The following is an 11787-nucleotide window of genomic DNA, read 5'->3' on the forward strand; positions in this document are numbered from 1 at the left end:
AGGCGACACCTGCCCCCTTTTTTGGCCCGTCCTCAATCCTTGCGCACGGTGTAGATCAAATCGAGCGCGTTGTCTTGCCCGGTTTGCGCCCGCAGGGTCAGGCGGCGAGAGAGGTCGTAGAACACATAGAAGCTACCGAAGGTGCCTTTCAAGCTGGTTTCATAGACCAGGTAGAAATCTTTGGACAAGCGTTTGCCCAAGGTGACGGCGGCGCCTGTGGCGGTGGCGCTGTTGCCAATATCGCTGCGGCTGCCGTTGGCCAGCGAGATCTCGTCCAGCCCCAGGGCGCCCGCCATTTCGCTGCCCAGGGTTTTGCCGTTGCTGCTGAACAAGGCCAGCGCGGCTTGCTGCAAGACGGCCGATTCGGCGCCACCGTTGGCCCCGGAGCGCCCCAGCACCAGCCAGGCCAGTTTGTCGGCATCGGGCATCTCGGGGTCGGAATACAAACGCACCTTGGGCGTCATGGCGCTGCCGGTGATTTGAACACCCACGCGTTGCGACAAATTGGGTCGGATCGCGAGGATCTCGAGCAGCGGGTTGTCATAGGGGCCATTGAATCGCAGCAAGCCCGTTTCGATTTTCAGCTGTTGGCCATACGCTTTGTAGCGGCCCCCCTCGGTGTTGACTTCGCCCACCAAGCGCGGGGTGCCTTTGCTGGCGGCGTTGCTGATCAAATTCACTTTGCCGCCCAAGCGGGTGGTCAAGCCGTGCCCTTGCACTTGAAAGTCGGGCCCCAGGTCCAGCGTGACTTGCACATCGGGCGTGCCCAAGATGGATGTACCCGCCGAGGGCGCGGTGTCAGTGGCCGCCACTTGCGCGCGGCGTTTGTCGGTGATGACCACGTCTTGGCCCAATGTGGGGGTGCTGTCCTCGGGCAGGATGAACAGGGCTTGGTCGGCTTGCACCAGACCGCGCAATTGCAATTGGCCCTTGTGCATTTGCGCCTTGACTTGGCCCGAAATGGCCAGACGTCGATCGGCGCGGTTGCTCACCCGCAGGGCCTTGGCCTGCATGTTCAGCACCATGTCCACCTGACCGAGTGGGGATGCGTTGGCGGCGCCTGTGGGTGGCAGCCAGGTCAGTTGGCCTTGCGCTTGCAATTGCCCGCCTTGTGCACCGGCGCCGCGCAGGCTCAATTGCTCTAGGTCTACTTGCTGGCCATGCACCCTGGCCCGCAATTGACCTTGGCTGAACTCGATGCCTTGCACCGCCGAGCGCACGGCCAGGTTGTCGGCTTGCACTTGGCCTTCCCACTGCGGGTCTGCTCGGGTGCCGCTCAGGCTCAGTTGTGTGTCCAGGGTGCCTTGCACGCGCCAACCGGGTGGCGCCAACAAGGACCAGGCCCCCACGCGCGGGAGCTGGGCCTTCAAGGTCCCCGAGACCGGTGCTTGATCGGGCCAGTGCCAGCCCTGGGCGTCGTGGCTCAAGCGGCTTTGGCCTTGTGCTTGCAGTCGCCCCATTTGTTCGCTGTCCCAGTTCAGCTGCATCACCGCCTGCGCATCGTCAATGCTCAGGGCGATGCTGGCTTCTCGCAGCCCGGCGCTGATGCGTTGCTTGGGGCTGTTGTCGGCGTTGATGCGCAAATCGCCGCTGCTGCGTTCGAGCTTGGCCCGCACCGCCAGTGCAGGCGTTTGAGACAGCTGGATTTGGCCTTTGAGCAGCAAATCACTTTCCACTTCGGGCCCAAAGCCGGTGGGCAGCCAGCGCATGGGCAGGGCGTCGATGCGTGCCGACAAGGCCATGGTGGTGGGCCATGCAGCGCCTTTTGGGGCTGCGTTGGCTTGCCATTGACCGGCATCCCACTGCAGCACCGCTTGTCCTGGGATGGGGCCTTGCAAAGCAACGCGTCCGGCTTGCCAGCGCAGCTGTTGGGCCAAGGCGGTGGCGGTCCAGTGCCAAGGCACTGGGCTGCTCAACTGGGCTTTCCAGGGCGAGGCTTGTTCGGGTGTGGACAGTTGCAGTGCTGCGCTGTCGATCTGGCCTTGCCAATCCAGGGCCGACAAGGCTGAGCTGCCGGCGCTCGCTTGCGTTTGCAGGCGCCAAGTTTGTGCGCCGCGCAGCACCTGCGCATCGATGTTCACTTGCAGTGCGGACAAGCGACCTTGCACTTGGACTTGGCCTTTTTGCAAGCGCAAAGGTTCCGCGCTGTTGGCCTGTGCCGTCAGGCGAGGCAGTGTGGTTTGCCACTGCACCGTCGTGTCGCTCTGTTGGAAGCCGCCTTGCCACTGCGCATGCATGTGTGCCGGACCACTGGCCTGCCAGCCTTGGAGCCGTTCGGTCCAACCGGGCCAGCGCTTGAGCCAGGCCATGCCCACGGTGGCATCGCTGATGTCGAGTTGGATGTGGCCCTGGCCTTGCTGAGGGGCCAGCAGGCCTTCGGCCTGGGCTTGCAGGCCGGGCGATTGCCACTTCAGCTGGCCTTGCGCCGTTTTTTGCGTGGGCTTGTAGCTGAACTGCCCTTGCAGGCGGGCGTCAGCGGCTTGCACGTCCAGCGATTGGATGTCCCACAGCGCGGCTTGCCAAAGGCCCTTCAGATGCAGTCGCTCCCACTGCAGGCCAGCCCGTGTTTGAGGGCTGCGGTCGGCGGTCAGGTCGGCCTGCACGGCCACGGTGCGAGCGTCGATCGACTGGGCTTGGATTTGGCCATCCAAGGCACTGCCTGCCAAGGCGCTGTGCAATTGATCGGGCTGGATGCCCGTGATGCGGACCCGCCCCGTCCAGCCGGCAGTGGTTTGCTGGCCCTCGCCTTGCACCCGGCCTTTGGCAATGTGCGCTTGCAGCGCTTGGATTTGCCAAAGCCCATCGGCCTGCCGCTGCAGCTGGGCTGACAACTGGCTCAGGGGAAGGGCTTGGCGGTTCCAAGGGCCGGGGCTTTGGTTTTTCAGATCGGCCAGGATGTGCCATGTGGGGCCTTGCGGTGCGATGGACGCTTGGCCCGACAAGCTCGTTTGGGGGGCCCCAGGCCAAAGGGCCGCCAGGTTCAGTTGCTGCACTTGGGCGCTGGCCTGATCGATCGCTTGTTCTTGCCATGGCTGAATGCGCGCCTGCATTTGAAGGCGCATGCCTGCGCTGCCGGTGGCCGGTTGCAGTTCGGCGCTCAGCGCCAAAGCGGCGTCAGCGCCTGCCAGCGTGCCTTGTGCAGCCGCTTGCGCCAACAGGGTCAAGGGCCTGGCGCCTGCGCTGGTGATGACCTGTCCTTGCAATTGCGCTTGCAGCGCCATGGGTGAGGCCGCTTGCAGTTGGGCATTCAAGCTGTAGCGGCCTTGCGCCACGTCAAAAGGTTCCAGCTGCAGCTGGTGTTCGGCCCCGTTGTAGGCGTAATGGCCTTTGAGCCCTGAAGCTTGAAAAGCCGGTGGGCCAGCCCACGCCAGATGGTCAATCTGCCAAGGTAAGACCACGTGCAACGGCCAGCGCAGTTGCGTGAGCGGCTTCGTTGGGTTGGCCGGGTTTTGATCGTTGATGCGCAAGCTGCCCATGCCCAGTCGGGTCAGGGGCAGTTGGCCAAGCCACAGCTTGGACCAGTCCAGCGAGATCTCTGTGTGCTCGCCTTGCACCTGCAAGGCACCTTGTTGCCAATGCCACTGGCCCACACGGCCGCCATGGCGCAGGCTGCCGGTCACTTGATCTGCGCTCAGGCTTTGGCCTGCAGGCATGAGCCATGCGGCCAGCCGCAAGATGCTGGCCAGTGAGCCTGCAGAGCCTGCCCACCCATAAGCACCCCAAGCCACAGCACCGCACGCCAGCACGGTCAGGGCCGAGGCGCTGAGCCAGCGGCGAACCCTGAGGCGCTTGGGCCCTTGGGTGGGTGTGTCGGTGTCGGTCTTGTGCATCAAAAGACAAAGCCCACGCTCAAGTGCAGGCGCAATTTGTGCACCGCTTGGCCATACGCCAGGTCCATGCGCAAAGGCCCGATCGGGCTGCGCCAGCGCGCACCCACGCCGTAGCCGATTTGGGCTTTGAGTTGGCTCATCTGGTCAGCCACAGCCCCTGCATCCACGAACACCGCGCTTTCCCAGTCGGTGCGTTGCTGGTCCCAGCGTATGGGTCTTTGCCACTCGATGCTGCCGGTGCTGATGTAGCGGCCAGCAGCGATCGCGCCATTGCTTTGCGTGACACCAATGCTCGACAAGGCGTAACCGCGCACGCTGTTGTCACCCCCGGCCACAAACAGCTGTGTGGTGGGCAAGCCCGAGGTGTCGCGGCTGATCACGCTGCCCGCTTCTGCACGGATGGCCAGTCGGCCTGATTCGCGGCCCAGTGGCAACAGGTACATGCCGCGCGCCAACCAGCGTGTGAAGGGTTCACGCTCAGCGCCCAAGCTCAGACCTGTGCCCAGTTCCAGACTGCCGGCCAGGCCCTGGGTGGGGAAGGGCAGGCTGTCAAGGCGTCGCCACGTCCAGGCGTAGTTGGCGCTGACCGATTCACGTTGACCGACCAAGGCGCCTGTGCTGGTGGCGGCGTCGTATTGCGCGTAATACGAACGGTCGGTGCGCTCTTCGCGTTGGGTACGGCCAAAGCGCCACCGTTGGCTGGTCACGTCGTAACCCACCAGTTGTTGGTGATCGAGTTGGGCCGAGCCGTTCCAGCGCCACAGGCTGGCATCGGGGGGCGCCAGCAGGTCCAGGCCCCAGGTTTGCTGCACTTTGTCGACCGACAGTTTCGTCACGCCCCGCCAGTCCAGGCCGGGGATGCGGTGCTGGGTGTATTCCGCGGTCAGACGCGGCCCGTTGTCGCTGCGCACGCCCACACCCATGACCCATTTTTGGCGCAGTGCTTCTTTCAGTTCCACCTTGATGGGCATGGCGGACACGTCGCCTTCGGCATCGAGCGAGACGAACACCGCGTCGTAAAAACCGCTGACCACCAGGCGTTGCTGCGCCAGCAGCAAATCGTTTTGTTTGTACACCGCGCCAAGTGTCAGGTGCGACAAGCGCTCCACTTGCTCGGCGCTGTAGCGCTCGGTGCCTGTGATGACCAAGGGTCCAATGTGGACCTGGGGGCCCGAGTCGAGGGTGATCGACAGCCGTACCTGGTTGGTCTGCGCGTCCACATCGGCCTGGCTGTCGGTGATGCGTGCTTGCGGGTAGCGCTCTGCCTGCACCAGGCGCAGGGCCCGGGTTTTGGCTTGGCTCCACTGGCTTTGGCTGAAATCTTGTCCGACAGGAAGAGCCCATTCTGTGAGCACCTGTTCGCGTTGCTTGCGGGCTTCAGGCCGGTCAAGGATGTCGCCTTGCCAGCGGATGTCCACTGCTGCAATGCGCGCCAAAGGACCCACATCGATGTTCAGGTCGACTTGGCGCAGGTGGGTGGCGCTGGGGGTGGCGACCAGCTGCCATTGCAGCTGGGGGTTGAAGTAGCCTTGCGTGGCCAGCAATTCGCGGGCTTGCTCATCGGCATCGCGCAGCAGCTTGGCCATTTCCTGATCGTCCAGGTCGGTCAGGTTTTTGTAGCGCTGCAAACCTAAGTGCTGCGCCATCCAGGGCGCGATGTCTTTGTCGTTGGCCTCGATGCGCAGCTCGAAAGCCAAAGGCTCGGCCGTTTGGGCGAAGGCCTGCGTGCACCACAAGGTGCACGCCAAAATCAGGGTTCGAAGGCCAAGAGCGCGACTCACTTGCTCAGCAAACGCATGGCATCTTCCAGACCCTTGAGGGTCAAGGGGAACATGCGTTGACTCATCAGCTGCTGGATGATGGAGATGCTCTGGCGGTACTGCCAGACGCCTTGCGGCTCGGGGTTGATCCAGGCAAATTTGGGAAAGGCGTGTGTCAAGCGCTGCAGCCATTCGGCGCCCGCTTCTTCGTTGTTGTATTCCACGCTGCCGCCTTTTTGCAAAATCTCATAGGGGCTCATGGTGGCGTCGCCGATGAAGATCAGCTTGTAATCCTTGTTGTACTTGCGCAGGATGTCCCAGGTGGCGAATTTCTCAGCGAAGCGGCGTTTGTTATTCTTCCACATGAAGTCGTAAACGCAGTTGTGGAAGTAATAAAAGTCCAGGTGCTTGAACTCGGCTTTGACGGCCGAGAACATTTCTTCCACCCGGGCGATGTGGTCGTCCATGGTGCCGCCCACGTCCATGAGCAGCAGCACCTTCACGTTGTTGTGGCGCTCTGGGCGCATCAGGATGTCCAGGTACCCCGCGTTGGCCGCTGTCTTGCGGATGGTGCCGTCCAGGTCTAACTCTTCCACTGAGCCTTCGCGTGCGAATCGGCGCAGGCGGCGCAGCGCCACTTTGATGTTGCGCGTGCCCAGCTCTTGTTGGTCGTCGTAGTCCTTGTAGGCGCGTTGGTCCCAAACCTTGACGGCACTGCGGTTGCCGCCTTTGCCGCCAATGCGGATGCCCTGTGGGTTGTAGCCGCCATTGCCAAAAGGCGAGGTGCCCCCGGTGCCGATCCATTTGTTGCCACCTTCGTGGCGCTCTTTTTGTTCTTCGAGGCGCTTTTTGAGCGTCTCCATCAGCTCGTCCCAGCCCATCTTCTCGATGGCTGCTTTTTGTTCGGGCGTGAGCTCTTTTTGCAAGATCTTTTCCAGCCAGTCGAGCGGGACGTCTTTGGTGAAGTCGGTCAACATCTCCACGCCCTTGAAATAGGCGCCAAAAGCTTTGTCGAACTTGTCGAAGTGTTTCTCGTCCTTGACCAGCACCGTGCGGCTCAAGTGGTAGAAATCGTCGATGCTGCAAGCATCCGACGCGGGGCCGACCACATTGGCCTCGAGCGCCTCGAGCAGTGTGAGGAACTCGCGCACCGAAACCGGCACTTTGGCAGCACGCAGGGTGTAGAAAAAATCGATCAGCATGGCGATGGGTCCTTGATGCTGGAGCGGCTGAGCAGATGGCCAAGGTGCGCTTTCACCGTGGGCCACTCGCTGGCAATGATGCTGTACACGCAGGTGTCGCGCAGTGTGCCAGCAGCCAGAGGGTGCGGATTGATTTGGTGGCTGCGCAACACGCCGTCGAGTTTGGCTCCCAAGCGCTCGATGGCGCGGCGGCTTTGTTGGTTGAAGAAATGCGTGCGGAATTCCACCGCGATGCAGTCCAGTTGTTCAAAGGCATGGCTCAGCAAGAGCCGCTTGGCCTCGGTGTTGAGCGGTGTGCGCTGCACGCTTTGGCGGTACCAGGTGGAGCCGATTTCCACGCGGCGGTTGGCCGCGTCGATGTTCATGTAGGTGGTCATGCCGACCGCTTGGCTTGTGGCCGGATCGATCACGGCAAAAGGGCACATGCTGCCTTGGGCCTGCAGGTCCAGGCGGCGTTGGATTTCGGCGGTCATGCCCTCAGGGGCTGGAATCGCGGTGTACCAGCGTTGCCACAATTGGCCGTCGCGCACCGCCTCCACCAGCGCATCGTGGTGCGTGGCCGACAAGGGCTCCAAGCGCACATGCTGGCCGGTCAGGGTGAGGGGTGACGCGAAGGCGTTCATGCCTTGTCGTTATTTTGTTGTTGCTTGGCTCGCCAAAACCGCGCCAGGTGCAAACCGCCGCCACCGCCCAGTCCGACCAGCAAGATCGCGCCGATGCTGGCGTTGTTGTAGCCGGCGCTGAAGATGTTCCAGCCCAAGAGCTGGCCGATCCAGTAACCGGCGACCGCGCCGCCGACAAAGCCGACGGCATCCGAGAGGCCTTCCAGCAGCAGTTTTCGTGCAGACATGGCCAGCCTCTCAGCGGTTGCGCTGGTTCATGAAAACCAGTTTCTCAAACAAAGTCACATCCTGCTCGTTCTTCAGCAAGGCGCCCACCAGAGGAGGCACCGAGACCTTTTGGTCAGCGCTTTGCAGGGCTTCGAGGGGGATGTCTTCAGCCACCAACAGTTTCAGCCAGTCGAGCAGTTCGCTGGTGGAGGGTTTTTTCTTGAGACCTGGCAGGTTGCGCACGTCGTAGAAGGTCTTGAGGGCCAGGGCCAGCAGATCTTTCTTGAGCGTGGGAAAGTGCACGTCCACGATCTGCTTCATGGTTTCCGCTTCAGGGAACTTGATGTAGTGGAAGAAGCAGCGTCGCAAGAAAGCGTCGGGCAATTCTTTTTCGTTGTTCGAGGTGATGAACACCAGTGGGCGGGTCTTGGCCTTGATCAGCTGGCGCGTCTCGTAGCAATAGAACTCCATGCGGTCGATCTCGCGCAGCAGGTCGTTTGGAAACTCGATGTCGGCCTTGTCGATTTCATCGATCAGGATGGCCACAGGTGTTTCGGAGGTGAAGGCCTGCCAGAGCACCCCTTTGATGATGTAGTTCTCGATGTCCTTGACCTTTTCTTCGCCCAATTGGCTGTCGCGCAGACGGCTCACGGCGTCGTACTCGTACAGGCCTTGCTGGGCCTTGGTGGTCGATTTGATGTGCCACTGCAAAAGCGGCAGGCCCAGCGCTTCGGACACTTCCTCGGCCAGCATGGTTTTGCCGGTACCGGGCTCACCCTTGACCAGCAAAGGGCGCTTGAGGGTGATGGCGGCGTTGACGGCCAGCATCAGGTCTTGGGTGGCTACGTATTTTTCGGTACCTTGAAATTTCATGATGGGGGTCTCTTGGTCAGCGGGAAAAAACTTGTCAGGATTATGAGGGCCAGCCCGATATAATCCGCATTTGATTTTTATCAATCATTTGGATTGTCTAAGCAAAATGAACAAGCTGTTGTCCTCGATGTTCGCTCTGGCTGTCGCCTCTGTGACCGCCATTTCCGCCCACGCTCAAGAAGTCAAGGGTGACGCCAAAGCCGCTGAGCAAAAGATCGCCATGTGCATCGGCTGCCACGGCATCAAAGGCTACCAGGCCAGCTTCCCAGAGGTGTATCGCGTCCCGATGATCTCCGGTCAAAACGCCAAGTACATTGCCTCCGCACTCACCGCCTACAAAAAAGGCGATCGCAAGCATCCCACCATGCGCGGCATCGCGGCCAGCTTGACCGATCAAGACATCGCTGACATCTCGGCTTACTACGAACAGCACGGCAAGACCGAAGCCGTGGCCGCCGCTCCCGCAGCACCAGACGCCAAAGTGGCCGAGTTGCTCAAGAAAGGCGCTTGCGTGTCTTGCCACGGCGACAACTTCTCCAAGCCTGTGGACCCCAGCTACCCCAAGATCGCTGGCCAGCACAAAGATTTCTTGTTTGTCGCTTTGAAGTCCTACAAAGTGGAAAACCAATCCACTTGGGGCCGCAGCAACGGCGTCATGGGCGGCATTGCCAAGCAGTTCTCCAACGCCGAACTCAAAGCCCTGTCGGCTTATGTCGGTTCGCTCGAAGGCGATTTGAAAGTGGTGCCCCAATCCAAATTCCGCTGATCCACTGGATCGGCAGACAGCAAAAAGCCCGCGCAAGCGGGCTTTTTGCATTGGGGCCTGCAGAAAATGCAGGCGTCAGTGTTTCATTGCAGTCTGGGGTCGCCAAATTCGTTGTCTGGCGGACTGTCTTCAGGCATGCGGAACTCTTCGCTGGCCCAAGCGCCCAAGTCCACACCTTTACAGCGGGCGCTGCAAAACGGACGGTAGGGGTTGGCACTGCTGTAAAGGCTTGGGCCCGCACAGCCGGGGCAGCGGACTTGGCGGGCTTGGATCGGTTCGGGCTGCTGGGCGTCGCTCATGCGCACAAAGACATCTCGAAGGGCACATCTTCGGCGGTGGCGACCAGGCGGCCATCGCTTTGCTGCTGCATCATCCGAATCACGACCAGCAGGCGATTGCAGCTGATCTCGGGGGTGATGTTCAGCGCGGGATCGATTTTCAGGCGCAACAACTGGAAGGTGCGGCCTTGTGGCAGGTTCTGCTGCAACTGACCGGCGGTGGCCATGACTTTTTGGCTGGTGCCCGATTCGCGCAGCATGTTGAGCAGCAGCTGGATCGTTTGGGCCAGGGGTGCAAAGGGGCTGCTCCATTGGCTCAGGTCTGCGATGCGGCTTGGCGCATCGTGGTGCTGCCAGGCGTGATAAGCAGGCAAGTCGAACTCGCAAGTGCCGCCGGGGATGACCACGCGGCTGCGCAAGGACATCAGGAAATCGTTGTCGCTCAGACCCATGCCGATCTTGCCGCTGACTTCGTTGAGCGCTTCAAAGTGCTCGTCCAGTTGTGCGATCAGGCCGTCCAATGCTTTTTCGGAGATGGCCGGATTGCCACGGTAGCCGTTGTACAACTGTTTTTGACGCTCCAAATCCTTGAGCACGTCCGACTTGAGTTCCGAGCGTGAAGCCACCTCGATGATCTCGAACAAAGTGGTCAAAGCGAAGTGGTGGTCCACCGCTTCGGTGCGGGCCATCAATTGGCCCAAGCGGTTGAACAATTGCTGCAGCCGCAAATAAGTGCGGATGCGTTCGTTGAAGGGGTATTCGTACAGTATCACGCGGCGTCTTCCAGTGCCCGCAATCATAGCCCGAAGTCAGCGGCCACTTGGGAGACTTGCGCCTCTAATTCAAGCAAGTTCAAGCTTTCGTTTGCGATCACCACGTCTGCACAGGCCAAGCGTTGGGCTCGGCTGGCTTGCTGGGTGATGATCCGGTCGATGTCTTGGACGGGCAAGCCATTGCGCGCCATGACCCGCTGGCGCTGGGTGTCGGTGCTGCAGTCCACCACCAGAACCCGGTCCACTTGGCGGCGCCAACGTTCGCCCGACTCCACCAGCAAGGGCACATCAAAAACCAGACAGCGGTGGCCGGTGTCCAAGGCGTGTTGAGCTTGCTCGGCGGTGATCTGGCTGACCAAGGGGTGAATGATGGCTTCGAGTTGGCGTTTGGCTTGCACATCCTGAAAGATGCGATCCCGCATGGCTTGGCGGTCCATGGCGCCGTCTGGCCCCACCATTTGTGGGCCAAACGCTTGGGCAATCGCTGCAATGGCCCGTCCGCCGGTGGCGGTCACGCTGCGGGAGATCGCGTCTGCGTCGATCACGGCTGCGCCGTGACGGGCCAGCAAGCCGGCCACGGTGCTTTTGCCACTGCCGATGCCACCGGTCAGGCCGATGCGCCAAATGCGTTGTGAATTCATGGTTTAAAGCTGCAAACCAGGCAGGGGCCCCCAGACCATGACCCACAAACCTGCAAAGGCCAAAAACGGCCCAAAAGGAATATAGCCGTCTTCGTACAGTTGGCCGCGTGCCCGCATGAGCAAGCCGCCGGCCACGCCCGTGAGGGACGCGATCAGCACCAGCGACACCAATGAAGGCCAGCCCAGCCAAGCGCCCAGGGCGGCCAGCAGTTTGAAGTCGCCTTGGCCCATGCCGTCTTTGCCGGTGAGCAGCTTGAAAAGCCAATAGACGGTCCACAAGAACAGATAGCCGGCTACCGCACCCCACAAGGCCTGGCTCAGGCTTTGGGCACTCCACTGCAAGCTGGCAGCCAGCAAACCCGACCACACCAGCGGCTGCGTGATGGCATCGGGCAGCAAGGTGGTGTCGGCATCGATGGCTGCCAAGGCCACCAAGGCGGCGGCAAATCCGGCCCAGGCCATGGCGCTGGCGCTCACGCCGTTGGCCGCAAAGCTCCAGACAAACAAAGCGCTGGTCAGCAGTTCAACGGCCAAGTAACGCCAACCGATCGGCGCTTGGCATTGACGGCAGCGCCCGCGCAGCCACAGGTAGCTCAGGGCCGGGATGTTGTCCCACCAACGCAGGGGTGTTTGGCAGTGCGGGCAATGCGAGCGGGGCAAGGCCAGGTTGTAGGGGGCCTCGGCTGCGGCCTCAAGGCCAGCCTGTTCGCGGGCTTCGGCCGCCCATTGGGCTTCCAGCATGCGCGGCAGGCGGTGGATCACCACGTTCAAAAAACTGCCGACCACCAGACCGAACAGCGCGATCAAGGTCCAGCTGAAAAAGTCGATGGGCAT

11 protein-coding genes are annotated in these 11787 nt (G+C 61.5%); 1 reads left to right on the forward strand and 10 read right to left on the reverse strand.

The features are described from left to right. Nucleotides 1-32 precede the first annotated feature (32 nt). The 6 genes from QLQ16_RS09885 to QLQ16_RS09910 are packed head-to-tail and all read right to left on the reverse strand — an operon-like array spanning nt 33 to nt 8495. Complete coding sequence (locus tag QLQ16_RS09885) at nt 33-3830, reverse strand: translocation/assembly module TamB domain-containing protein (RefSeq protein WP_283224522.1); 3798 nt, start codon at nt 3828-3830, stop codon at nt 33-35. Next, nucleotides 3830-5611: an autotransporter assembly complex protein TamA gene (locus tag QLQ16_RS09890; protein ID WP_283224523.1), complete on the reverse strand. Its 1782-nt coding sequence runs from the start codon at nt 5609-5611 to the stop codon at nt 3830-3832. The genes QLQ16_RS09885 and QLQ16_RS09890 overlap by 1 nt, the downstream gene beginning before the upstream one ends. Then, nucleotides 5608-6792: a vWA domain-containing protein gene (locus tag QLQ16_RS09895; protein ID WP_283224524.1), complete on the reverse strand. Its 1185-nt coding sequence runs from the start codon at nt 6790-6792 to the stop codon at nt 5608-5610. Before QLQ16_RS09895 ends, QLQ16_RS09890 begins: the two co-directional genes overlap by 4 nt. Beyond that, nucleotides 6786-7415, reverse strand: a complete 630-nt coding sequence (locus QLQ16_RS09900; protein WP_283224525.1) for a GNAT family N-acetyltransferase — start codon at nt 7413-7415, stop codon at nt 6786-6788. Before QLQ16_RS09900 ends, QLQ16_RS09895 begins: the two co-directional genes overlap by 7 nt. After that, nucleotides 7412-7642, reverse strand: coding sequence for a hypothetical protein (locus tag QLQ16_RS09905; protein WP_283224526.1), 231 nt, complete (start codon nt 7640-7642; stop codon nt 7412-7414). The genes QLQ16_RS09900 and QLQ16_RS09905 overlap by 4 nt, the downstream gene beginning before the upstream one ends. A gap of 10 nt (nt 7643-7652) precedes the next feature. Beyond that, complete coding sequence (locus tag QLQ16_RS09910) at nt 7653-8495, reverse strand: AAA family ATPase (RefSeq protein WP_283224527.1); 843 nt, start codon at nt 8493-8495, stop codon at nt 7653-7655. Nucleotides 8496-8601: 106 nt separating this feature from the next. On the opposite strand from QLQ16_RS09910, the gene QLQ16_RS09915 reads away from it, so the two are divergent. Further along, entirely contained in the window at nt 8602-9261 is a 660-nt protein-coding gene (locus QLQ16_RS09915; protein WP_283224528.1) for a c-type cytochrome, read from the forward strand. Between the two features lie 83 nt (nt 9262-9344). Here the strand turns inward: QLQ16_RS09915 and QLQ16_RS09920 are convergent, their stop codons facing one another. The 4 genes from QLQ16_RS09920 to QLQ16_RS09935 are packed head-to-tail and all read right to left on the reverse strand — an operon-like array spanning nt 9345 to nt 11787. Then, nucleotides 9345-9560: a DNA gyrase inhibitor YacG gene (locus QLQ16_RS09920; protein ID WP_283224529.1), complete on the reverse strand. Its 216-nt coding sequence runs from the start codon at nt 9558-9560 to the stop codon at nt 9345-9347. Continuing rightward, nucleotides 9557-10312: a cell division protein ZapD gene (gene zapD / locus QLQ16_RS09925; RefSeq protein WP_283224530.1), complete on the reverse strand. Its 756-nt coding sequence runs from the start codon at nt 10310-10312 to the stop codon at nt 9557-9559. Before zapD ends, QLQ16_RS09920 begins: the two co-directional genes overlap by 4 nt. A 23-nt stretch (nt 10313-10335) precedes the next feature. Then, the gene (gene coaE, locus QLQ16_RS09930; protein ID WP_283224531.1) at nt 10336-10953 is read right to left on the reverse strand and encodes a dephospho-CoA kinase; all 618 of its coding nucleotides are present in this window, start codon (nt 10951-10953) and stop codon (nt 10336-10338) included. A 3-nt stretch (nt 10954-10956) separates the two neighbouring features. Then, on the reverse strand, nt 10957-11787 hold the full coding sequence (locus QLQ16_RS09935) for a prepilin peptidase (protein ID WP_283224532.1): 831 nt from the start codon (nt 11785-11787) through the stop codon (nt 10957-10959).

Origin of the sequence: Limnohabitans lacus (assembly GCF_030053395.1) — a bacterium.
In the GTDB taxonomy this organism is placed as follows: Bacteria; Pseudomonadota; Gammaproteobacteria; order Burkholderiales; family Burkholderiaceae_C; genus Limnohabitans_A; species Limnohabitans_A lacus.

Bases quoted from the DNA above. Each gene is read 5' to 3' on its own strand.
- QLQ16_RS09915 (WP_283224528.1), top strand. From the start codon at position 8,602: ATGAACAAGCTGTTGTCCTCGATGTTCGCTCTGGCTGTCGCCTCTGTG.
- QLQ16_RS09935 (WP_283224532.1), bottom strand. From the start codon at position 11,787: ATGCCCATCGACTTTTTCAGCTGGACCTTGATCGCGCTGTTCGGTCTG.
- QLQ16_RS09920 (WP_283224529.1), bottom strand. From the start codon at position 9,560: ATGAGCGACGCCCAGCAGCCCGAACCGATCCAAGCCCGCCAAGTCCGC.
- QLQ16_RS09895 (WP_283224524.1), bottom strand. From the start codon at position 6,792: ATGCTGATCGATTTTTTCTACACCCTGCGTGCTGCCAAAGTGCCGGTT.
- coaE (WP_283224531.1), bottom strand. From the start codon at position 10,953: ATGAATTCACAACGCATTTGGCGCATCGGCCTGACCGGTGGCATCGGC.
- QLQ16_RS09905 (WP_283224526.1), bottom strand. From the start codon at position 7,642: ATGTCTGCACGAAAACTGCTGCTGGAAGGCCTCTCGGATGCCGTCGGC.
- QLQ16_RS09910 (WP_283224527.1), bottom strand. From the start codon at position 8,495: ATGAAATTTCAAGGTACCGAAAAATACGTAGCCACCCAAGACCTGATG.
- QLQ16_RS09900 (WP_283224525.1), bottom strand. From the start codon at position 7,415: ATGAACGCCTTCGCGTCACCCCTCACCCTGACCGGCCAGCATGTGCGC.
- QLQ16_RS09885 (WP_283224522.1), bottom strand. From the start codon at position 3,830: ATGCACAAGACCGACACCGACACACCCACCCAAGGGCCCAAGCGCCTC.